General features: G+C 73.0%; 19 protein-coding genes, 1 pseudogene and 1 riboswitch. Of the genes and pseudogenes, 7 read left to right on the forward strand and 13 right to left on the reverse strand.

What is annotated here, in order from left to right; translation table 11 throughout:
* Window positions 1-206: 206 nt before the first annotated feature.
* Complete coding sequence (gene cobC / locus ADK54_RS03655) at window positions 207-1,751, reverse strand: Rv2231c family pyridoxal phosphate-dependent protein CobC (RefSeq protein ID WP_078966105.1); 1,545 nt, start codon at window positions 1,749-1,751, stop codon at window positions 207-209.
* Between the two features lie 87 nt (window positions 1,752-1,838).
* On the opposite strand from cobC, the gene ADK54_RS03660 reads away from it, so the two are divergent.
* On the forward strand, window positions 1,839-2,561 hold the full coding sequence (locus ADK54_RS03660) for a ZIP family metal transporter (protein WP_053724040.1): 723 nt from the start codon (window positions 1,839-1,841) through the stop codon (window positions 2,559-2,561).
* Between the two features lie 5 nt (window positions 2,562-2,566).
* On the opposite strand, the gene ADK54_RS03665 is transcribed toward ADK54_RS03660, so the two are convergent.
* The 8 genes from ADK54_RS03665 to ADK54_RS03700 form a co-directional block, all read right to left on the reverse strand.
* The gene (locus tag ADK54_RS03665) at window positions 2,567-4,045 is read right to left on the reverse strand and encodes a cobyrinate a,c-diamide synthase (RefSeq protein WP_053724041.1); all 1,479 of its coding nucleotides are present in this window, start codon (window positions 4,043-4,045) and stop codon (window positions 2,567-2,569) included.
* On the reverse strand, window positions 4,039-4,647 hold the full coding sequence (cobO, locus tag ADK54_RS03670; RefSeq protein WP_053724042.1) for a cob(I)yrinic acid a,c-diamide adenosyltransferase: 609 nt from the start codon (window positions 4,645-4,647) through the stop codon (window positions 4,039-4,041). The genes ADK54_RS03665 and cobO overlap by 7 nt, the downstream gene beginning before the upstream one ends.
* Window positions 4,647-6,671: a putative cobaltochelatase gene (locus tag ADK54_RS03675; RefSeq protein ID WP_053724043.1), complete on the reverse strand. Its 2,025-nt coding sequence runs from the start codon at window positions 6,669-6,671 to the stop codon at window positions 4,647-4,649. The genes cobO and ADK54_RS03675 overlap by 1 nt, the downstream gene beginning before the upstream one ends.
* A gap of 52 nt (window positions 6,672-6,723) precedes the next feature.
* Window positions 6,724-8,268 carry a cobyric acid synthase gene (locus ADK54_RS03680; protein WP_053724044.1) on the reverse strand — a complete coding sequence of 515 codons (1,545 nt, stop codon included), beginning with the start codon at window positions 8,266-8,268 and terminating at the stop codon, window positions 6,724-6,726.
* A complete protein-coding gene (locus ADK54_RS03685) occupies window positions 8,250-9,206 on the reverse strand; it encodes a cobalamin biosynthesis protein (RefSeq protein WP_053724045.1) in 957 nt (318 codons plus the stop codon). The genes ADK54_RS03680 and ADK54_RS03685 overlap by 19 nt, the downstream gene beginning before the upstream one ends.
* Before the next feature lie 96 nt (window positions 9,207-9,302).
* Window positions 9,303-9,444: riboswitch (cobalamin riboswitch) on the reverse strand.
* Window positions 9,445-9,544: 100 nt separating this feature from the next.
* Window positions 9,545-9,766 carry a hypothetical protein gene (locus ADK54_RS03690; protein WP_053724046.1) on the reverse strand — a complete coding sequence of 74 codons (222 nt, stop codon included), beginning with the start codon at window positions 9,764-9,766 and terminating at the stop codon, window positions 9,545-9,547.
* 32 nt (window positions 9,767-9,798) lie between these two features.
* Entirely contained in the window at window positions 9,799-11,076 is a 1,278-nt protein-coding gene (locus ADK54_RS03695) for an inorganic phosphate transporter (RefSeq protein ID WP_053724047.1), read from the reverse strand.
* Between the two features lie 130 nt (window positions 11,077-11,206).
* Window positions 11,207-11,986, reverse strand: coding sequence for a lysozyme (locus tag ADK54_RS03700; RefSeq protein WP_053724048.1), 780 nt, complete (start codon window positions 11,984-11,986; stop codon window positions 11,207-11,209).
* Between the two features lie 111 nt (window positions 11,987-12,097).
* Here ADK54_RS03700 and ADK54_RS03705 point away from each other — a divergent pair, with 111 nt between their 5' ends.
* From ADK54_RS03705 to ADK54_RS03715, 3 genes are all read left to right on the forward strand, one after another.
* On the forward strand, window positions 12,098-12,751 hold the full coding sequence (locus ADK54_RS03705; RefSeq protein WP_053724049.1) for a class II aldolase/adducin family protein: 654 nt from the start codon (window positions 12,098-12,100) through the stop codon (window positions 12,749-12,751).
* 62 nt (window positions 12,752-12,813) lie between these two features.
* On the forward strand, window positions 12,814-13,941 hold the full coding sequence (locus ADK54_RS03710) for an alpha/beta hydrolase (RefSeq protein WP_053724050.1): 1,128 nt from the start codon (window positions 12,814-12,816) through the stop codon (window positions 13,939-13,941).
* A gap of 251 nt (window positions 13,942-14,192) precedes the next feature.
* Window positions 14,193-15,536: a hypothetical protein gene (locus tag ADK54_RS03715; RefSeq protein WP_199826856.1), complete on the forward strand. Its 1,344-nt coding sequence runs from the start codon at window positions 14,193-14,195 to the stop codon at window positions 15,534-15,536.
* A gap of 162 nt (window positions 15,537-15,698) precedes the next feature.
* Here the strand turns inward: ADK54_RS03715 and ADK54_RS03720 are convergent, their stop codons facing one another.
* From ADK54_RS03720 to ADK54_RS45590, 3 genes are all read right to left on the reverse strand, one after another.
* Window positions 15,699-16,088 (reverse strand): VOC family protein, encoded by a 390-nt coding sequence (locus ADK54_RS03720; RefSeq protein WP_053724052.1) that lies wholly within the window; start codon window positions 16,086-16,088, stop codon window positions 15,699-15,701.
* A gap of 102 nt (window positions 16,089-16,190) precedes the next feature.
* The gene (locus ADK54_RS03725; protein ID WP_053724053.1) at window positions 16,191-17,084 is read right to left on the reverse strand and encodes a neutral zinc metallopeptidase; all 894 of its coding nucleotides are present in this window, start codon (window positions 17,082-17,084) and stop codon (window positions 16,191-16,193) included.
* A 144-nt stretch (window positions 17,085-17,228) separates the two neighbouring features.
* A complete protein-coding gene (locus tag ADK54_RS45590) occupies window positions 17,229-17,474 on the reverse strand; it encodes a hypothetical protein (RefSeq protein ID WP_159047608.1) in 246 nt (81 codons plus the stop codon).
* 184 nt (window positions 17,475-17,658) lie between these two features.
* Here ADK54_RS45590 and ADK54_RS03730 point away from each other — a divergent pair, with 184 nt between their 5' ends.
* The 3 genes from ADK54_RS03730 (at window position 17,659) to ADK54_RS03740 (ending at window position 20,808) form a co-directional block, all read left to right on the forward strand.
* A complete protein-coding gene (locus ADK54_RS03730; RefSeq protein WP_053724054.1) occupies window positions 17,659-19,257 on the forward strand; it encodes an ABC-F family ATP-binding cassette domain-containing protein in 1,599 nt (532 codons plus the stop codon).
* Window positions 19,258-19,635: 378 nt separating this feature from the next.
* Complete coding sequence (locus tag ADK54_RS03735; RefSeq protein ID WP_006123601.1) at window positions 19,636-19,857, forward strand: helix-turn-helix domain-containing protein; 222 nt, start codon at window positions 19,636-19,638, stop codon at window positions 19,855-19,857.
* Window positions 19,858-20,007: 150 nt separating this feature from the next.
* A complete protein-coding gene (locus ADK54_RS03740; protein ID WP_053724055.1) occupies window positions 20,008-20,808 on the forward strand; it encodes an enoyl-CoA hydratase/isomerase family protein in 801 nt (266 codons plus the stop codon).
* Window positions 20,809-20,824: 16 nt separating this feature from the next.
* Here ADK54_RS03740 and ADK54_RS45595 read toward each other — a convergent pair.
* Window positions 20,825-21,064: pseudogene (locus ADK54_RS45595) on the reverse strand (hypothetical protein); the annotation flags it as partial.

Consider the following 21,064-nt stretch of genomic DNA (forward strand, 5'->3'; position numbering starts at 1 on the left):
GGCATCTTCAGCCCGTCATGGGGGTCCCCCCTGGCCCTTGAGGCCTTGGGGGAGTTTGAGGACGAGCGCCCTTGAGGCGCGAACGGGGTCTGGGGCGGAGCCCCAGGAAACCGGCTTCCCCCTTCCCCACCCCCGGCGGGTTTCGGGAAGGGGTGGGGCGGGGCGGCCTCCGGGCCCTGGGGCGGGCCCCAGGGTGGGCTCCCGGGTCAGTGGGCCGTCAGGGTCAGGGACTGGTCCAGGGCCTGGAGGAAGCGGTTGGTGGTGGCGCGGTCGCGGACCGCCAGACGCAGCCACTCGGGCCCGAGCCCCGGGAACGTGTCGCCGCGCCGAGCCGCGAACCCGAGCGTGCGCAGTCGTTCCCGGACTTCCGCCGCGCCCTCGATCCGTACGAGTACGAAGGGACCCTCGGCCGGCTCCACCGCCGTCACCTCGTCGAACTCCGCGAGCCCGGCCAGGAGATGGGCCCGGTCCTCGGCGGCACCCACCGCGGCCGCCTCGGCCTCCGCCAGCGCCCGGGGTTCCATGCAGGCGCTCGCCGCGACCAGTGCCGGAGTCGACACCGGCCACAGCGGCTGGGCCCGCTGGAGGGTCGCGATCGTCTCCGGGTCCGCCAGTACGTAACCGATCCGCAGCCCCGCCAGACCCCACGTCTTGGTCAGGCTGCGCAGCACGACCAGGCCGGGCAGGTCGGTGCGGCCCGCGAGGGCCTCGCGCTCGCCCGGCACCGCGTCCAGGAACGCCTCGTCCACCACCAACGTCCGCCCGGGACGGGCGAGTTGGGCCAGCGTGCGGGCCGGGTGCAGTACGGACGTGGGGTTGGTCGGGTTGCCGACCACCACCAGGTCCGCCTCCTCGGGGACGGCCGCGGGGTCGAGCCGGAAGCCGTCCTCGGCCCGCAGCAGAACCCGCCGCACCTCGTGCCCCGCATCGCGCAGCGCCGCCTCCGGCTCCGTGAACTGCGGGTGCACCACGACCGGGTGTCGGAACGTCAGGGATCGGGCGAGCAGGACGAACGCCTCCGCGGCTCCCGCCGTCAGCAGCACCCGCTCCACCGGGAGGCCGTGCCGGGCCGCCACCGCCGCGCGGGCCGCCCGCCCGTCCGGATAGGCGGCAAGGCCGGTCAGCGAGTCGGCGATGCGCTCCCGCAGCCAGGCCGGGGGAGTGCCGGTGCGGACATTGACCGCGAGGTCGGTCAGCTCGTCGCCGTCGTCGCGGACCTCGGCGTCACCGTGGTGACGCAGATCGTGCTGGGCCTCGGTGGCAGGCATGGACATGGCTTCGCTCCTGGTGGGGGGTCCGTCGCGTCCGTCCGCGAACGGCCGGAGGCGGGGTCGACGTACGATCGCACACGTCGCCATGGCGGCACGGCCGGTGGGGCTCGACTTCCGCTTGGGCACGAGCAGTTCACCACCCCCGGCAAGGGCTGCGGCCTCCGCCACGGAGCCGGTGCCGACGGCGGCACGTACGTCGTCCGAGCCGTGCGGCACCGGGACGGCCGCGAGCTCGTCGGCGGCGTACGCGACGAGCGGAACCCCGAGCTTCGCCGCGGCTTCGACGACGCCCGGCTCCCTCGACCTGGCGTCCAGCGTGGCCAGTTCGGCGACGGCGCGGGGATCGAGGCCCGCGTCCGACAGCGCCGCCTCGATCAGCCCGAGCACCTCGTCCTCGGACACGCCCTTCGAGGCGCCGACGCCCACGACGAGCGGCGCCCCGGTGTGCTGGGGGCTGCTGATGCGGACGGCGTCGGCCATGGAAGGATCCTCGCAGGCCGCTTCGGAGTGGCGGCGGGGCCGCACACGGACGTGCGGAGTGCGGGCCCCGTCGGTTAGCAAGGGCGCATGGCGGTATTCGTCGCGCTCGGCGCGTTCCTGATGACCCTGGTCGGCGGCTGGACCGCCCAGCGGGTCACTGACCGGCGCCACCTGGTGCTCGGGCTCGCGGGCGGACTCATGCTCGGCGTGGTCGGGCTCGACCTGCTGCCGGAGGCACTGGACGCGGCCGGCGACGACCTCTTCGGGGTGCCCCGCGCGCTGCTCCTGTTCGTCGGCGGCTTCCTCTTCGCGCACGTCGTCGAGCGGGTCCTCGCCGTGCGCCAGGCCGCCCACGGGGCGGGCGAGCACCGGGCCCCGCAGGTCGGCGTCACCGTCGCCTCCGCGATGGTCGGGCACAGCCTGATGGACGGCATCGCGATCGGCGCGGCCTTCCAGGTGGGCGCCGGCATGGGCGTCGCCGTGGCGCTCGCCGTCATCACCCACGACTTCGCCGACGGCTTCAACACGTACACGATCACCAGCCTGTACGGGAACGAGAAGCGCAAGGCGGTGGCGATGCTGTTCGCCGACGCGCTCGCCCCGATGGTGGGGGCGGCCTCGACCCTGCTGTTCACTCTTCCGGAGCAGCTGCTCGGCAGCTATCTGGGCTTCTTCGGCGGCGTGCTCCTCTACCTCGCCGCCGCCGAGATCCTCCCCGAGGCCCACCACGAGCACCCCGCCCTGTCGACGCTGCTGTGCACCGTCGCGGGCGTGGGGTTCATCTGGCTGGTGGTGGGCATCGCCGGCTGAGTGCGTCACCTGGCGCAGCCCGCGGTGAAGCGGCGGGCGACCTCCGGGCGGGCCGCCCAGTGCGTGTGCAGATAGCTGGCGTGCACGCCCTGCTGTACGAAGCCCTCGGCGCGGCGCTCCGGGTGCACGATGCCCCACGCGGGGTCGGCGCCCGCGCCCGGCTCGATGACGGTGCGGTGGAACTCGTGGCCGCGCAGCCGCGTCCCGGCGACGGCCAGGCTGTTGTCCCGCACCGCGACGGCCTCCCGGTACCCGAGGGTGAGCCGCCCCGACATCCGCGCGTCGGCGTCGAGCACCCCGCACATGGGCTCCCCGTCCAGCGACCGCGCGAGGTAGAGCAGCCCCGCACACTCGGCGGCCACGGGCGCCCCCGACCGCGCGAGCTCGGCGACGGCCTTGCGGAGCCGTTCGTTGGCCGACAGCTCGGCGGCGAACATCTCGGGGAAGCCCCCGCCTATCACCAACCCGCTTGTGTCCGGGGGGAGTTGCTCGTCCCGGAGCGGATCGAAGGTGACGACTTCCGCGCCGGCGGCGGTGAGCAGTTCGGGGTGCTCGGCGTAGGAGAAGGTGAACGCGGACCCGCCGGCGACGGCGATGACGGGCCGCGCCGGTCCTGCTGGACTCAGCCCCTTTGGCGTTTGAGGAGCGGGGTCCGGGGCGGAGCCCCGGGCCCACCGGCCCGAGGCCGACGATCCGTCCGCCGGAGGCCCCGCGGCGGAGCCGCCAATGTCACAGCGGGAAGGGGCGGGGTGGGGGAGCTCAAAGCCCGGCTCCCACGCCTGCGCACCCAGCGGCGGAGCCGACCGCGCGAGGGCGATCAGCGCATCCAGATCGCACCCCGCCCGCACCTGCTCCCCCATGGCCGCCACCGCGTCCACCGCATCGGCCCGCCGCTCGGCGACCGGCACCAGACCCAGGTGCCGGGACGGGGTGTCGACCTGGGGCGCGCGGCGCAGGGCGCCGAGGACCGGCACGCCGACGTCCTCCATCGCCTCGCGCAGCAGCGCCTCGTGCCGGTCCGAGCCGACCTTGTTGAGGATCACCCCGCCGATCCGCACCTCGGGGTCCCAGGACGCGAAGCCGTGGACCAGGGCGGCCACCGACCGGGACTGCGAGGAGGCGTCCACGACGAGCACCACCGGGGCGCGCAGGAGCTTGGACACCTGGGCGGTGGAGGCGAGTTCGCCGAGCCCGCTCGCCCCGTCGTACAGGCCCATCACGCCCTCGACCACGGCGAGGTCGCAGCCGCGCGCCCCGTGCGCGAACAGCGGGGCCACCAGCTCGGGCCCGCACATGTACGCGTCGAGGTTGCGGCCGGGCCGCCCGGTCGCCAGGGAGTGGTACCCCGGGTCGATGTAGTCGGGCCCCACCTTGTGCGGGGACACGGCGAGCCCGGACCGCGCGAACGCGGCCATGAGGCCCGTCGCGACGGTGGTCTTCCCGCTGCCCGACGACGGGGCGGCGATGACGAGACGTGCTACCACTCGATGCCCCGCTGGCCCTTCTGCCCGGCGTCCATCGGGTGCTTGACCTTGGACATGTCCGTAACGAGGTCCGCGTAGTCCAGCAGTTGCTGCGGCGCGTTGCGGCCCGTGATGACCACGTGCTGGGTGCCCGGCCGGTCGCGCAGCACCGAGACGACCTCGTCGACGTCGACCCAGCCCCAGTGCAGCAGGTAGGCGAACTCGTCGAGGACGTAGAACTTGTACGTCTCGGCCGCCAGGTCGCGCTTGACCTGCTCCCAGCCTTCGCGGGCCTTCTCCTCGTGGGTCGGCTCGCCCTCGGCGGTCTCGCGCTGGATCCACGACCAGCCCTCGCCCATCTTGTGCCAGTCGACGGGGCCGCCCTCGCCGGACGCCCCGAGCGCCTTCAGCGCGTTCTCCTCGCCGACCTTCCACTTCGCCGACTTCACGAACTGGAACACCCCGACCGGCCAGCCCTGGTTCCAGGCGCGCAGCGCCATGCCGAACGCGGCCGTCGACTTCCCCTTGCCGACGCCCGTGTGCACCATGACCAGCGGCCGGTTGCGGCGCTGACGGGTCGTCAGACCGTCCTCGGGTACGACACTGACCTGTCCCTGCGGCATTAAGCGGCCCTCCTCGAAGTTCCAGTTGCGTCCTTGACGAGACCGGCGATGGAGTCCGCCCGCAGCTCGTCCAACGTGACGGCGGTGCCGCCGAGTTCGCGTGCGAGGTCCTCGGCGAGCCCCAGCCGCACCATCCCCGACTCGCAGTCCACGACCACCGAAGCGGTGCCCTCGGCGGCGTGCAGCCGGGCCGCGCGGGCGCCGAGCGCCACCGGCTCGGGGCCGCCGGTGGCCCGGCCGTCGGTGACGACCACGAGCAGCGGCCGCCGCGAGGGATCGCGCAGCCGCTCCACGCGCAGTACGTCGTGGGCCTTGAGCAGCCCCGCCGCGAGCGGGGTGCGCCCGCCGGTGGGCAGCGTTTCGAGCCGGGCCGCCGCCGCGTCCACCGACGAGGTGGGCGGCAGCGCCAGCTCGGCGTCCTTGCCGCGGAAGGTGATCAGGCCGACCTTGTCGCGGCGCTGGTAGGCGTCGAGGAGCAGCGAGAGCACCGCGCCCTTGACCGCGCTCATCCGCTGCCGGGCCGCCATCGACCCGGACGCGTCCACCACGAACAGGACGAGGTTGCCCTCGCGGCCCTCGCGGGTGGCCTGGCGCAGATCGTCACGGCGCACCACGAGACCGCGGCCCGATCGCCCGCGCGCCCGCTGGTGCGGGGCCGCCGCCTGCACGGTCGCCGTCAAGTGCAGCTTGGTGAGCGCCCCTTGGGGGCGGCGCGAACCGGTCGTCCTGCCGTGGTCGGTACGGGCCCGCGAGCGCCGGCCCGCCGCGCCCTCGCCGAGACCGGGCACGCTCAGCATCTTCGTACGGAACGGCTCGGCGGCCTTCACCGCGGCCCGCTCGCCGGGACCGCTGGGGGCGGGGGCGGCCGGCGGCTCCACGGCGTCGGAGGATTCCGACGACTCGGGGGATTCGGCGGGGCTCTCCGGGGAGTCGCCCTGCGGCGGCACCCCACCGCCTCCGCCACCGCCGCCGCCGGGGCCTTCGGGGCCCGGGTCCGGATCGTCGTCGGCCTCGTCCTGGAACTGCTCCAGGGTCTCGTCGAGCTTGTCCTGGTCGAGGCCCGGCGCGTCGAACGGGTTGCGCCTGCGCCGGTGCGGAAGGGCGAGCAGCGCGGCCTGGCGGACGTCCTCACTCGTCACCTCGGTGCGCCCCGCCCACGCGGCGAGCGCGGTGGCGGTGCGCGCCATCACGATGTCGGCGCGCATGCCGTCCACCTCGAACGCGGCGCAGGTGGCGGCGATCTGGAGCAGCACCGCGTCCCCGAGCGAGACGGAGGGCAGGAGCTCGCGCGCGGCCACGATCCGCTCGCGCAGCGCGCCCTCCTCGTCGGCCCAGCGTGCGGCGAACGCGGCCGGGTCGTCGTCGTACGCGAGGCGGCGCCGCACGACCTCGACCCGCTGCTCGGGCTCGCGCGAGGCGGCGACCTCGACGGTCAGGCCGAACCGGTCGAGCAACTGCGGCCGCAATTCGCCCTCTTCGGGGTTCATCGTGCCGACGAGCAGGAACCGTGCGGCGTGCCGCACCGATACGCCCTCGCGCTCGACGTAGGACGAGCCCATCGCGGCGGCGTCGAGCAGCAGGTCGATGAGGTGGTCGTGGAGCAGGTTGACCTCGTCGACGTACAGGATGCCGCGGTGGGCGTCCGCGAGCAGGCCCGGCTCGAAGGCCTTCACGCCCTCGCCGAGCGCGCGCTCGATGTCGAGGGCGCCCACCAGACGGTCCTCGGACGCGCCCACCGGGAGCTCGACCATGCGCGCCGCGCGGGCGGTGCCGGGACCGCTCTCGTGCGGCCCGTCCGGGCACTGCGCGTCGGGCGCGGCCGGGTCACAGCTGAAGCGGCAGCCCGCCACGACCGCCACCTCGGGCAGCAGATCGGCGAGCGCCCGTACGGCGGTGCTCTTCGCGGTGCCCTTCTCGCCCCGGACAAGCACGCCGCCCACGGCCGGGCTCACCGCGTTCAGGAGCAGCGCGAGGCGCAGGTCGTCCATGCCGACGACGGCGGTGAACGGATACCGGGTGCTCATGTGCCGATCTCTCCTTCGAGTAGTGCTGTACGCCGCGGGCTCGCGGGGGTGTTCATGGCGCCCCCGGCGGGATGAAGGGCAGCCCGGCGGGCGGGCCCTGCTCGATCAGCCGCAACAGGGCGTCGGTGTCCGCGTGTTCTTCGATCAGGTCGCCGAGCCGGTCGAGCTGCTCCTCGCGCAGCGCGCCGAACGAGGTGTCGGGCGCGGGCACGAACCGGCGGCCCGCGGCCCGGGCGACCTGTTCGAGGAACCGGCGCCGGAACCCGTCGCTCTCCAGGGAGCCGTGCCAGTGGGTGCCCCAGACGGCGCCCACACGGCATCCGTCCAAGAAGGCTTCTCCGCCGAGGACTTGGGCCACGCCGTGGTGGATCTCGTACCCCTCGACGGGTTCCCCGAGGGCCTCGCCGACGGGCCGCGCCAGGGTCTTCTCGGCGGCGAACCGCACCCGTACCGGCAGCAGTCCGAGGCCGGCGACCGAGCCCGCCCTCGACTCGACCTCGTCCTCGATGTGCTCGCCGAGCAGCTGGAACCCGCCGCAGATGCCGAGCACCGGGCGGCCCTCGGCGGCCCTGCGGGCCAGCTCCGCCGCGAGGCCGCGCTCGCGCAGCCACTCAAGGGCGCGGACCGTGCCGCGCGTGCCCGGCACCACTACGAGGTCGGCGTCGATGAGCTCCTCGGGCCGGTCCACGAACCGCACGACCACGCCGGGCTCGGCCGCGAGCGCGTCCACGTCGGTGAAGTTGGACATCAGCGGCACGGCGCAGACGGCGACCCGCAGCACGTCCTCGCCGACCGGCGGCGTCACCGCGGACTCCCGCACGGCGCCGCGCATGGAGACCCGGAGCCCGTCCTCCTCGTCGATGCCGAGGCCGTGGGCGTACGGCAGGATCCCGTAGGTGTGCCGCCCGGTGAGGCCGCGCAGCATCTCGATGCCGGGCTCCAGGAGCGTCACGTCGCCCCGGAACTTGTTGACGACGTAGCCGGCGACCAGCGCCTGGTCCTCGGGGGCGAGCAGCGCCGTCGTCCCGAAGAACGAGGCGAAGACGCCGCCCCGGTCGATGTCGCCGACCACGACGACGGGCAGCCGCGCGGCCCGCGCGATGCCCATGTTGACGATGTCGGTACGCCGCAGATTGATCTCGGCCGGGCTGCCCGCCCCCTCGCAGATCACGGCGTCATACGTGCCCCGAAGCTCCTCCAGGCACTCCAGGACGGTGCCGAGCAGCGCCTGCCGGTGCCCCCCGTGCGGCGTCTTCCCCGAGGACGGGCCCCCGGACCCGCCGAAGAACCCGCGCGCGCTCATCTCGCCCACCGGCCTGCCCATGAGCACGACCTGGCTGGAGCGGTCGCTGCCCGGCTTGAGCAGCACCGGGTTCATGAGCGCGCTCGGCTCCACGCGCGCCGCCTGCGCCTGCATCGCCTGCGCCCGGCCGATCTCCGCGCCCTCGCGCGTCACGAACGAGTTCAGCGACATGTTCTGCCCCTTGAAGGGCGCGACCTTGACGCCCCGGCGCACCAGCCAGCGGCAGATCCCGGCCGTGACGACGCTCTTGCCGGCGTCCGAGGTCGTGCCCGCGATCAGCAGCCCGCCACCCATGTACGTCCCTTCCTCACAGCGGCCCTCGTCGCGACGGAGGCGGCCAGCGTCAGCCAGCCCACCCTGCGCGAGAGCCGTACCGCCCGTTCGATGTCCGCGACGCCGACGGCCCGCCCCGAGCCATTGAGGACCGGCCGGTGCTCGACGCGTCCGGCGTAGGAGAGCGTGCCGCCGAGCCGTACGCCGAGCGCCCCCGCGAACGCGGCCTCGACCGGGCCCGCGTTGGGGCTCGGGTGCCCCGCGGCATCCGCGCGCCAGGCCCGTACCGCGCCCTTGGTGTCCGGGCCCGCGAGCGCCGCGAGGACGGCGGTGAGGCGGGCGCCCGGCCAGCCCGCCACGTCGTCCAGGCGCGCCGAGGCCCAGCCGTACCTGCGGTACTTGGCCGACTTGTGCCCGATCATCGCGTCCAGCGTGTTGACCGCCCGGAAGCCCACGAGGCCGGGCACGCCCGCGAGCGCGCCCCACACCAGGGCGCCGACGACCGCGTCCGAGGTGTTCTCGGCGACCGACTCGACGGCGGCCCGCGCGATGCCGTCCGCGTCCAGGGACTGCGGGTCGCGCCCGCACAGGTGCGGCAGGCGCTCCCGGGCCACCTCCGCGTCGCCGGCGGCCAGCGCCCCGCCGATGGCCCGCGCCTCGCGGCCGAGCGACGTGCCGCCCACCACGGTCCAGGTGGCGGCGGCGGTCAGCGCGAGGGATGCGGCGGGACGGCCTCGTACGGCACGGGAAAGGAGCACTGCCGCGCCCGTGGCGCCGCCCGCGCACACCAGGGTGTGCAGCGCGCCCCAGCCGCGGTGGTCACGCCACAGGGCGCGTTCGACGGCGCCGGCCGCGCGGCCGAACGCGGCGACCGGATGCCCGCGGCGTGGATCGCCGAGCAGGAGGTCGCCCAGGAGCCCGGCCGTGGCGCCGTAGGCGAAGGTGCGATCGGCCCGCATGCGCTCAGCCCGCCAGGGCGTCGCGGGTAGGGCCGGAGAGTCTCGACGGGCAGGCGCGCATGGCGGTATGTCCTCACTCAGGGTGTCCGCGCCCTGGTACGACGTGACCGGCGGTGAGAGTTCCTGGCTCGCGGGGATCATTCCCCGGTGACAGTGGCGGGACCGCGCCGGATTCGCACCGGCTTCCTCTGCTGCCGCCGTAGCTGGCCGGTGCAGTCCACCACGCTGCGAGAACACCCGTCAACTTGCTGTTGACCTGCGGCGGGGGAGAGTGCGCGGCGCCACACAGAACCGCCCTCCGGCACGGGCCGAAGGGCGGTTCTGGTGATGCCTGTGGGTCAGGCGACGATCAGATAGATCCCGTACGCGACGGCCGCCGCGCAGGCCGCGAAGCAGGCGTACGCACCGGTGCGGGCCAGCGCCACGTTGCCGGTGCCGGATGCCGCGGCCTCCCGCTTGGTGAGGCCGACGATGCCGAGGGTGAACAGGCCCACCAGGCCGACGGTCACCACGAGGCTGACGCCGAAGACGGAGCCGAGAGCTGCCCAGTCGATGTGCATGAGGATTCCTTAGCTGTGCCGGAGAACCGGGGTCAGACCGTCGCCGGGGTGGGCGGGTCGGCAGGCGTCACCGGGGCCGGGGCCTGGATCGTGGCCTTGAGGTCGATGGCCGCGGCGGCCGCGGCGGCCGCGGCGGTCGGCGGCGGGGTGACCGCGGCGATCGCGGTGGTGACGACACCGGCGGGCTCGGCCGCGGGGGCCTCGCCGATCTCGTCGGCGGTGACGTTGTGGTGGTCGACCGGCTGGCGGCGCGACAGCTTCCAGATGGTGCCCGAACCGGCGATCAGGAGGATGGCGACGGCGACGATGCCCCACGTGCCCTGCTTGGTGAGGAACTCCGCGCCCGCGCCGACGAGTCCGGCGGCCGGCAGCGTCAGAACCCAGGCCACGGCCATCCGGGACGCGGTGGACCAGCGGACCACACCGCCCTTGCGGCCGACGCCCGCGCCCATGACGGAGCCCGAGCAGACCTGGGTGGTGGAGAGCGAGAAGCCGATGTGCGAGGAGGCCAGGATGACGGTGGCGGCGGCGGTCTGGGCGGCGAAGCCCTGCGGCGGGCGCAGCTCGGTCAGGCCCTTGCCCATGGTGCGGATGATGCGCCAGCCGCCGAGGTAGGTGCCCATCGCGATGGCCAGGCCGGCCGAGACGATGACCCACAGCGGGGGGTTCGCGCCCGGGTGCAGCACACCGCCGGTGACCAGGGCGAGGGTGATGATGCCCATCGTCTTCTGGGCGTCGTTGGTGCCGTGGGCGAGCGAGACGAGGCCGGCCGAGGCGATCTGGCCCGCGCGGTAGCCCTTGGCGGTGGCCTTCTCGTCGGTGTTCCGGTTGAGTCGGTACGTCAGCCTGGTGGCCAGCATCGCGGCGATGCCCGCGACGATCGGCGCGGCGACGGCCGGGAGCAGCACCTTGGTGACCACGGTCGAGCCGTTGACCGAGGACCAGCCCGCCGACATGACCGCGGCGCCGATGAGGCCGCCGAACAGGGCGTGCGAGGAACTGGAGGGCAGACCGAGCAGCCAGGTCAGCAGGTTCCAGAGGATGGCACCGACCAGGGCCGCGAAGATGACCTCGGTTCTGATGCCTTTTTCGTCGATGATCCCGCCGGAGATCGTCTTGGCGACCTCCACTGACAGGAACGCGCCGACCAGGTTGAGCACGGCGGACATGGCGACCGCCGTCTTGGGCTTCAGGGCGCCGGTCGAGATGGTGGTGGCCATCGCGTTGGCGGTGTCATGGAAACCGTTCGTGAAATCGAACACGAGAGCTGTCACGATCACAATCGCGAGCAGCAGCGTGATGTGTTCCATTTACCCAGGCAATCGTTCGACGTCAGTGGCTGGACGAACGTAAGTAACCTGAGTGAACGGAAGATGAACTGGGGCGGGCGTGTCGGTGTCTGTGGCCGTTTCTCGCCCCCGGTTGGCCCACAGAGGCCGGTCAGCTGCCCGCCGCGAACCGCTTCAACTGCCCAAAAGTCCCATTGAAGAGATTCTGGTCACCCGGCAGGCTCCCGCTGCCGTTCTGGTACTGCCAGAACGTCCAGTACGACCAGCCCGCCGGCAGCGCGCCCGGCGTGTCGGCGTACCGGGCCAGCCACAGGGCGTGGGTCGCGGCGAAGGCCCTGCTGTGGCCGGTGCAGTCGTTCCACCAGCCCGCGGTCGTGTAGATCACCGGGCGGCGGCCGGTGAGCAGCCGCACCTCGTCGCTGAACCCCGCGATCCACGACGTCATCGCGGCCGGACTCAGGCCGTAGCACTTGGCACTGCTGCCGTCCTTGGCGTCCTTGCCGTACGGGTTGCGCTCCAGGTCGACCGCGGGCGGCAGCGTCCAGCCGTCGTCCGACCAGTCGCCGCCGTGCCGCACGAAGAACTCGGCCTGCGCCCGGCCGGACGCCTGGTCGGGCAGCGCGAAGTGGTAGGCCCCCCGCACCAGACCCGCCTGCCGGGCGCCGTCGTACTGCTGTCCGAAGTAGGGATTGCGGTACGTCGTCGACTCGGTCGCCTTCACATAGACGAACGAGGCGCCCAGGCCCTTCGCCGAGGCCCAGTCCACGTTCTTCTGGTGCGAGGACACGTCGTGGCCGAGCGGCTTGTCCGCGGCCGACGCGTCGGGCAGCGCCGCGAGCCCCACACAGCCCAGCGCCAGTGCGGCCAAGCCCCCCGTGAGCGCGGCCCGCACCCGGGCTCGGCGCGGGAGCGGATTGCGGTCGCGAGCCATGACGTCCCCCCAGAATTCCGATGATGTACGGAACAAAGCACCCAGAGGCTAGTTGAAGATCGCCGTCCGACTCCCGTATCGCGGCCGCTGCGCCCTGGCAGGATCGGCCGCATGAGCGACGACGAGGCGGCGACCGCCGCGGCATGGGCCGAACTGATCGACACCGCACGCAGAACCGCCGCGGAAGGGCTGGTCGTCGGCACCTCGGGCAATGTGTCGGTACGCGTCGGCGACCTGGTCCTGGTCACCCCGACCGGCGTCCCCTACGACCGGCTCGGCCCCGCCGACACCGTCGCCGTCGACCTCGAAGGCCGCCAGGTCATGGGCGCGCTCCGGCCCACCAGCGAGATCCCGATGCACCTCGCGGTGTACCGGAACACCGACGCGCGGGCCGTCGTCCACACCCACGCCGTGCACGCCACGGCCGTGTCCACCCTCGTCACCGAACTGCCCCTGGTCCACTACATGGCGGCCGCGCTCGGCGGCCCCGTCCGGGTCGCCCCGTACGCCCTGTACGGCAGCGAGGAGTTGGCCGAGAACATGCTGCGCGCCCTTGAGGGCCGCACCGGATGTCTCCTGCAGAACCACGGAACCATCACTTACGGAACCGGCCTCGCCCAGGCCTACGACCGCACCGCCCAGCTGGAGTGGATGTGCCGGCTCTGGCTCACCGCCTCGGCCCTGCCCGGCCGTGCCCCCTCGCTGCTCAGCCCCGCCCAGCTCGACGAGGTCGCCGAACGGCTGCGCGGATACGGGCAGCCGTAGGCGCCCACCCCGATGGGCTGCGTCCACTGGCACCCCGGCGAGCCCGAGCCGAGACTGGAGGGATGCGCCCCGCTACGAAGACGGCCGCGGCCGTCACCACCCTCCTCGGCGTCGGCGCGGCAGCGGTCGTCGCCGGACGCTACGCCAGCGACGCCGCCCTCAAGGCGCCGCCGGGCCGCCCGCTGCCCACCGACCCCCGGCTGACAGTGCACGCCACCGCCCCGGGCCGGATCACCCTGACCCGCTCGCTCGTGTCGCTGCGCCCGGGCACGTACGGCCTGGCGGGACCGGGCGCGCACGCCGTCGTCGGCGACGTCCTCGACGGCGCCCCGCACACCGCCGACACGGTGGTGCGCCGCCTGGAGCGGGTCACCTACGGCAGCCTCGCGGCGGGGGACCGGGTACGGCTCACGCCCCAGGTGCATCGCGGCACCCCGTCCGCCGCCCTCGGCCTCGACCACCAGGACGTCGAGATCGCGGCCGAACTCGGGCCGCTGCCCGCCTGGTTGGTGCCCGGCCCCCGTACGACCTGGGTGATCGCCGTCCACGGCCTCGGCACGACCCGCGAACACCCCCTGAACATCGTGGAGTTCCTGCACCGCCACCAGCTCCCCGTGCTTCTCCTCGCCTACCGGGGCGACGAGGGCGCACCCCGCTCGCCGGACGGGCTCGGCCACCTCGGCGACTCCGAGTGGCGCGACCTCGACGCCGCGATCCGCTACGCCCTGCGGTCCGGGGCCCGGCGGGTCATCCTGCACGGCTGGTCCACCGGCGCCACGATGGCCCTGCACGCCGCCACCCACTCCGCACTGCGCGAGCGCATCGGCGGCATCGTGCTCGACTCGCCCGTACTGGACTGGGAGTTCACCCTGAAGGCCCTCGCCACCGCCCACGGCACCCCGGGCGCGCTCCTTCCGCTCGCCGTCCGGGCCGCCCAGGGCCGCACCGGCATCCACGGCGACCGCCTCCAGGAAGCAGTCGACCCCAAGGCCCTGCGCGTCCCGACGCTGCTCTTCCACGGCCCCGACGACACGCTCGCCCCCTGGGGACCCTCCCGCGAACTGGCCGACCGCCGCCCGGAACTGATCACCCTGCACACGGTCCCGCACGCCCCCCACGCCTCCATGTGGAACGCCGACCCACGGACCTACGAAGAAACCCTGCGCCGCTTCCTCACCCCGCTCATGTGACACCCCGCAGCCCCGGTGCGGCATGAGGGGCCGATTCCGTTTGGGCTTTCGGTTAGCGCCGGGGCCGTGTCCGTCCGGGGGGCGACCCCCGGACCCCCAGCAGTCCCCGTGGCCTCCGGCGTGGCGATCGTGGCCGATTCCGTTTGGGCTTTCGGGCAGTGACGGGGAAGACTGCCTGCGTGACGTCCCGGAAGCCTGAAGAGAAGTTGCCGCGCGACTCCAGACTGCGGCTTGTCCGCGCTCCGCACCCGATGCAAGCCCGACCCCTTGCCACCGCCCGCAGGGCCGTGACCGACCGGCGTACCCGGCCGGCGCCCCGGCCGCCCGCGGGCACCCCGGCCGCCGCCGAACTGGCCCGCCAGGCCAGGGCGGTACTCGCCGACGCCGTACGCGTGGCCCGCTGGACCGACGCCGAGCGCGCCCGCGGCGGCTCCTGCGGTCCCGGCCGGCCGGGACCGCTGCCCGCGCCGGTCGCCGAGCGGGCCGCCGCCGCACTGGGTTTGACGCCCGGTCAGGTGCGGGCCGGCTGGGACCGGGCCCGGCTGGCCGGTCTCGTCGAGCTCCACGGCGCCACGGTGCGGCCCGGCTGGCGGCTGCGCGCCTGGGACCGTGACGACGCGGCCGTCCTGCGCGGCTGGGTCGCCCTGTTCGACGCCTGGTCCCTCGTCCACCCCGCCCCGGACGACATCGCCCCCACCGCGGTCGCCGAGGTCGTCGAGGCCGTCCCCCAGGTGCTCTCCCTCCTCCAGCTCTCCAACGGGCCCGTACTCGTACCGGCGCTGCTCGACCTGCTCGGCCAGCGGGTCGCCGAACTCCGCGAGGAACGCTGCGAGGTCCCCTACGGTCCCCAGCCCGACCCCGTGTCCCTGCCTCCGCTCCTGCCGCACCTCCTCGGCTGGGCCCTGGCCGGCCTCGCCGCAGTCGGCGCGCTCGTCCTCGGCGAGGGCCAGGCCACCCTGACCCCGCTCGGCAACTGGGCGGTCTGGGTCAAGCTGGAGCAGATCTGCGTCGCCGCGCAGAGCCCCGCCGGGAACATCGAGCAGTCCGCCGACGACATGCTGCGCGGCTGCGCCGGCCTCACCCCGGGCCCGGCCCGCGCCGAGTACCGGGCCTGGACCGCCGCCCGTACCGTCGGCAGCGCCGTCACCGAACTCCTCGACGTCGCCCGGGGTGACGACGCCCTGCTGCGCGGACTCGCCTTCGAGGCGCTGCGGGTCGTCGGAGCGCCCGCCGAGGCCGGGGTGCGCGCCGCCGCCGCGGAAACCTGCCTGCGCCCCTACGCCCTGCTGTGGCTCGCCGAGTACGAGGGCGGCGACCCCGAGGACGTGCTCGGTGTCCTCACCCGCGAGGAGTCCACCTGGCTGTGGGTCGACACGGCCGCCGCCGTGGCCGATCACGGCGAGAGCGAACTGCTCGTACGCCACCTCGACTCGGCGGTGCAGGGCACGGTCCCGGCACTGCTCGACGAGGTGCGTGCCGTCGGGCATCCGCGCACCGTGCAGGTCCTGGTGGCCCTGGCCGCGGCTCACCCCGACCCGGCGCTGGCCAAGGCGGTCCGCCGGGCCGCCTTCCAGGTGCACACGGGTTCCGTATAGCGACGCGCGCAGCGACACCGCCGCCCGCCCCCAGGGGCGGCACGTCACGCCCTCAACTCCCCTTCCCTGTCGACCTGTTGAGCCGACCCGAGCCGCCCACCCCCGGGCCCCCGCGCCTGAGCTCCGGGCGCCGACGGGGTCAGGGGCTGGCCCGCTGCCCCCTCACTCCGCGCCGCCCGGCGCGTACGTGCCGAAGCTCCACACGTTGCCCTCCGCGTCCCTCGCCATGTAGTCCCGCGAGCCGTAGTCCTGGTCCGTCGGCTCCATGAGGATCTCCACGCCCTGCTCGGCGGCCCGCTTGTAGTGCGCGTCCACATCGCTCACCGCCACGTACACCCCCACCGGGCCCGCGTCGGCCATCACCTTCGCGAAGAGGCCCGCGCGGCCCTTGGAGCCGAGCATCACCACGCCCGTCCCGTACGACAGCTCGGCGTGCATCACGCTGCCGTCCTCACCCTCGTACGCACACACCTCGGTGAAGCCGAAGGCGTCCTTGAGCTGGCGGATCGCCGCTTTCGCGTCGCCGTAGAGAATCGTCGGGTACATGCTCATCCCGATCACTCCTTCCGGGTCCAAGCCGCTGACTGTGACCTGGATCTCAGTCTCGCACCCGGCACTGACAACGCCCCTTGGCGCCCGGATTAGCGCCCGGATTCACCGCGCGAAGGTGTTGCAGCGGGCCATGTCGCCCGTCTGGTAGCCGGTGTAGAACCACTGCTGGCGCTGCTGCGCCGAGCCGTGCGTCCAGGTCTCCGGGGTGACCCGGCCCTGGAACTTCTCCTGGATCCGGTCGTCGCCGACCGCGGCCGCCGCGTCCAGGCCGTCCTTGATGTCCTGGACGGTGAGCTTGGAGATGAGCGGGCGGCCCGTCGACTTGTCGGGCGTCGTCGTAGCGTGGTGCGCCCAGACCCCGGCGTAGCAGTCGGCCTGCAACTCCACCTTCACCGCGTTGCTGTTGGCGCCCTGCTGCCCGTCCTGCGACTTCTGCAGGGTGCCCATCAGGTTCTGGATGTGGTGCCCGTACTCGTGCGCCACCACATACGCCTGCGCGAAGGGGCCGCCGCTGGAACCGAACTTGGTGCGCAGTTCGTTGAAGAAGCCCAGGTCGAGATAGACCTGCCGGTCACCCGGGCAGTAGAAGGGCCCGACGGCCGAAGTCGCCGTGCCGCAGGCCGTGTTGACCCGGTTCGTGAAGAGGACCGTCTTGGCGGGGGAGTACTTCCCGCCGCGCCGCGGGAACTCCTGGCTCCAGTAGTCCTGCACGCTGTTGACCACCGCGACGATCCGGCAGTCCTCCTTGGTGTTGGCGTCCGAACCCGTACGGCAGCTCTGGTTCACCTGGGCCTGCGACGACGAACTCGCCCCCGGTGTGGTGTCGCCGGACGAGAGCCCGAGCTCCTCGGGTCCCACGCCGAAGAACAGGCCCAGGAGCAGCGCGATGACGCCGACGATTCCGCCTCCGATCGTGGCCCGGCCGCCCGGGATCCGGCTGCCGCGCACATCGTTGACCTCGGACGTGTCCAGATCGGCGTCGTCGTCGAACTGCATGGGCGCACCACTCTCTGTTCACCCGGGCCGGCGTGAGGGGCAGCCCGCTCAAGGTCACCCCGAGTATCAGGAAAGTCACCCCGAGTATCAATCGGTTCATTGCGCTACGCCCGTTTTGTTACGTCGGCCGATGCGCTCTGCGCGTCAGGGAACCGGACCCGTCTCGCGCTGAGCGCAGTCGCCGCCGTACTCGCTCTGCCGCTGGTCACCGCGGCCCAGCATGCCGATCGGACCCCGTACGGCGACCTGTGCTGGCTGCTGCCCGCGCGCGACGGCTGCGTCTTCGACCCGGCGCGCACCGCGCACCGGCGCGGTGCCGCTCCTGGCCCAGCCCTGCCGCGACGGGGACTCCTGGAGCCAGGAAGCGGCCGCCGTCGACGGGCTCGGCAAGATCGCCCCTGGCCGTACCCCGCTGGGCAACGAACTCCCAGGTGAGCGGCTCACGGACCGCGGCGAAAACCGGGTTGCGCGGCCCAGTTAGAATTGGCCCATGGCAATTCTCCTTGTGCATTAGGCGGCGTCGACCCCCGACCCCCCGTCCCGTCCGCCGTCCATACCGCCCTGGAGTCTTTCCGTGATCACCGCCACCGGCATCGAGCTGCGCGCCGGCGCCCGAGTCCTCATCGAGTCCGCATCCTTCCGCGTCGCCAAGGGCGACCGCATCGGCCTCGTCGGCCGCAACGGAGCCGGCAAGACCACCCTCACCAAGTGCCTGGCCGGCGAGGGCATCCCGGCCGCCGGCACCATCACCAGCTCGGGCGAGGTCGGCTATCTGCCGCAGGACCCGCGCACCGGCGACCTCGACGTCCTCGCCCGCGACCGCGTCCTGTCCGCCCGCGGCCTCGACGAAGTCCTGCGCAAGATGCGCGAGAACGAAGAGCGCATGGCGAACGGCAAGGGCGCCACGCGCGAGAAGGCGATGAAGAAGTACGAGCGCCTGGAGACCGAGTTCCTCACCAAGGGCGGGTACGCCGCCGAGGCCGAGGCCGCCACCATCGCCGCAGCCCTCGGCCTGCCCGACCGCGTGCTCGGCCAGCCGCTGCACACGCTCTCCGGTGGCCAGCGCCGTCGCATCGAGCTCGCCCGCATCCTCTTCTCGGACGCCGACACCCTGCTCCTCGACGAGCCGACCAACCACCTCGACGCCGACTCCATCGTCTGGCTGCGGGACTACCTCAAGACGTACCGCGGCGGCTTCATCGTGATCTCCCACGATGTCGACCTCGTCGAGACGGTCGTCAACAAGGTCTTCTACCTGGACGCCAACCGCGCCCAGATCGACGTCTACAACATGGGCTGGAAGCTCTACCAGCAGCAGCGCGAGGCCGACGAGAAGCGCCGCAAGCGCGAGCGCCAGAACGCCGAGAAGAAGGCCGCGGCCCTCAATTCGCAGGCCGACAAGATGCGTGCCAAGGCCACCAAGACCGTCGCGGCGCAGAACATGGCCAAGCGCGCCGAGCGCCTGCTCTCCGGCCTTGAGGCGGTCCGCGTCTCCGACAAGGTCGCCAAGCTGCGCTTCCCCGAGCCCGCGCCCTGCGGCAGGACCCCGCTGACCGCCGAGGGCCTGTCGAAGTCGTACGGCTCCCTGGAGATCTTCACTGACGTCGACCTGGCCATCGACAAGGGCTCGCGCGTCGTCATCCTCGGCCTCAACGGTGCCGGCAAGACGACCCTGCTGCGGCTGCTCGCCGGCGCCGAGAAGCCGGACACCGGCGAGGTCACCCCGGGCCATGGCCTCAAGATGGGCTACTACGCGCAGGAGCACGAGACGCTCGACCCGGAGCGCACCGTCCTGGAGAACATGCGCTCCTCCGCGCCGGACCTGGACCTCGTCGAGGTGCGCAAGACGCTCGGCTCGTTCCTCTTCTCCGGCGACGACGTCGACAAGCCCGCCGGGGTCCTGTCCGGCGGCGAGAAGACCCGCCTGGCGCTTGCCACCCTCGTCGTCTCGTCCGCCAACGTCCTGCTGCTCGACGAGCCCACCAACAACCTCGACCCGGCCAGCCGCGAGGAGATCCTCGGCGCGCTGCGCACGTACAAGGGCGCCGTCGTCCTCGTCACGCACGACGAGGGCGCCGTCGAGGCGCTCCAGCCGGAGCGGATCATCCTGCTGCCGGACGGCGTCGAGGACCTGTGGGGTCCCGACTACGCGGACCTGGTCGCCCTCGCCTGACCGGACGCCTCCGGCGCGGGAGTCCGTGCATGATCCATCCGCTGATCCACTCGGTATGGATCATTCGGCTTACGCGTGATCCTCAATCTGAGTGAGTGCGTCTCGTACCCCGGTGTGTCATGTGCCGGATCAAGGTCCGTCCCTTGTGGGGCGGGCCTTTTTCCATGTGTGACCCGGAACACAGCGCTGACCTGGCGCTTCGCCTCGACTTTCGGCCCGGGATATGTCCGGGCCCAGCCGGAATGTGGAATTCCGCCCCGCTCGGCGGCAGTCCGGGCCCCGAAGCTTGTTGTACGGACCTTGCCGAATGGGTGGCCAGGAAGCCCGGGAGGGGTGATCATGAGAAGTCCAGAGCGCACTTCCCATGAGGAGGCACGGGTGGCCGAGACTCTGAAGAAGGGCAGCCGGGTTACCGGCGCCGCGCGCGACAAGCTCGCGGCAGACCTGAAGAAGAAGTACGACTCCGGTGCGAGTATCCGGGCGCTGGCCGAGGAAACCGGCCGGTCCTATGGATTCGTCCACCGGATGCTCAGCGAGTCCGGGGTCACTCTCCGTGGACGCGGTGGAGCGACACGGGGCAAGAAGGCCGCCTCGGCCTGACCGAGGCAGTTTCCGGACAGCTCCTGTGGCCCACCGGGTCCGGTGGTGGCCACCCGGTCGGCCGTGCGGTCGACCGGGTGGTTACTGTGCAGTCACTTAATGACCGCCGACGCGGTCATTCGATGACGGCCACTGACCCGGAGGCGCCCCATGGCTACGCCCGCATCCGCAGCTGAGGTATTCGACAAGGACGGCGTCCGGCTCTCCGTCGACGACGCGGTCGCCACGGTGACCCTGACCAATCCGGCCAAGCGCAACGCCCAGTCTCCCGCTCTGTGGCGGGCGTTGACGGACGCCGGACGGTCGCTTCCGGGCAGCGTCCGCGTCGTCGTGCTGCGCGGTGAGGGCAAGTCCTTCTCCGCTGGCCTCGACCGCCAGGCCTTCACCCCCGAAGGCTTCGACGGCGAGCCCTCGTTCATCGACCTGGCGCGCGGCTCCGACGCGGACCTTGATGCGGAAATCGCCGCGTACCAGGAGGCGTTCACCTGGTGGCGTCGCAACGACATCGTGTCGATCGCGGCCGTCCAGGGGCACGCGATCGGTGCCGGCTTCCAGCTCGCCCTCGCCTGCGACCTCCGGGTCGTCGCGCAGGACGTGCAGTTCGCCATGCGCGAGACCAGCCTCGGGCTGGTTCCCGACCTCACGGGCACGCATCCGCTGGTCGGGCTCGTGGGCTACGCCCGCGCGCTCGAAATCTGCGCGACGGGACGCTTCGTCGGCGCAGAGGAGGCCGAGCGCGTCGGCCTGGCCAACCTCGCCGTTCCCGTCGAGGAACTCGACTCCGCCGTACGGGACTTGGCGGGGGCGCTGCTCGCCGCCCCGCGCGACGCGGTGGTCGAGACGAAGGCGCTGCTTCGCGGTGCGGGCGGGCGGGGTTACGAGGAGCAGCGGGTCGCCGAGCGTGCCGCTCAGGCCCGGCGGCTTCGTGATCTGGCCGGCCTTTCCGACTGAGCTCCGCCCGGGCCTGTCAGCCCGCCCATGTGATCAGTACGGCCACTGAATTCGCCTCCGGCGCCGCCCGGGCCACCGCGTCCCGTACGGCTCTCGCGACCTCCAAGGGGTGGCGGGTCGTGGCCAGCTCCACTCGCAGGTGGGCCTCCGTCGCATGGATCGGCGGGCCCAGTTCCGCCGTCAGATGAGCCACCCCCGGCGTCCCCAGGGCCGCTGCCGCGGCTGCGGTCGCCGGGGGTTCGGCGGGGCCGGGTGG

It is taken from the genome of Streptomyces sp. WM6378, assembly GCF_001279695.1.
GTDB lineage: Bacteria > Actinomycetota > Actinomycetes > Streptomycetales > Streptomycetaceae > Streptomyces.

Bases quoted from the DNA above. Each gene is read 5' to 3' on its own strand.
- cobC (WP_078966105.1), bottom strand. From the start codon at position 1,751: ATGGCCGACGCCGTCCGCATCAGCAGCCCCCAGCACACCGGGGCGCCG.
- ADK54_RS03660 (WP_053724040.1), top strand. From the start codon at position 1,839: ATGGCGGTATTCGTCGCGCTCGGCGCGTTCCTGATGACCCTGGTCGGC.
- cobO (WP_053724042.1), bottom strand. From the start codon at position 4,647: ATGCCGCAGGGACAGGTCAGTGTCGTACCCGAGGACGGTCTGACGACC.
- ADK54_RS03675 (WP_053724043.1), bottom strand. From the start codon at position 6,671: ATGAGCACCCGGTATCCGTTCACCGCCGTCGTCGGCATGGACGACCTG.
- ADK54_RS03680 (WP_053724044.1), bottom strand. From the start codon at position 8,268: ATGGGTGGCGGGCTGCTGATCGCGGGCACGACCTCGGACGCCGGCAAG.
- ADK54_RS03685 (WP_053724045.1), bottom strand. From the start codon at position 9,206: ATGCGGGCCGATCGCACCTTCGCCTACGGCGCCACGGCCGGGCTCCTG.
- ADK54_RS03690 (WP_053724046.1), bottom strand. From the start codon at position 9,766: ATGCACATCGACTGGGCAGCTCTCGGCTCCGTCTTCGGCGTCAGCCTC.
- ADK54_RS03695 (WP_053724047.1), bottom strand. From the start codon at position 11,076: ATGGAACACATCACGCTGCTGCTCGCGATTGTGATCGTGACAGCTCTC.
- ADK54_RS03700 (WP_053724048.1), bottom strand. From the start codon at position 11,986: ATGGCTCGCGACCGCAATCCGCTCCCGCGCCGAGCCCGGGTGCGGGCC.
- ADK54_RS03705 (WP_053724049.1), top strand. From the start codon at position 12,098: ATGAGCGACGACGAGGCGGCGACCGCCGCGGCATGGGCCGAACTGATC.
- ADK54_RS03710 (WP_053724050.1), top strand. From the start codon at position 12,814: ATGCGCCCCGCTACGAAGACGGCCGCGGCCGTCACCACCCTCCTCGGC.
- ADK54_RS03715 (WP_199826856.1), top strand. From the start codon at position 14,193: ATGCAAGCCCGACCCCTTGCCACCGCCCGCAGGGCCGTGACCGACCGG.
- ADK54_RS03720 (WP_053724052.1), bottom strand. From the start codon at position 16,088: ATGAGCATGTACCCGACGATTCTCTACGGCGACGCGAAAGCGGCGATC.
- ADK54_RS03725 (WP_053724053.1), bottom strand. From the start codon at position 17,084: ATGCAGTTCGACGACGACGCCGATCTGGACACGTCCGAGGTCAACGAT.
- ADK54_RS03740 (WP_053724055.1), top strand. From the start codon at position 20,008: ATGGCTACGCCCGCATCCGCAGCTGAGGTATTCGACAAGGACGGCGTC.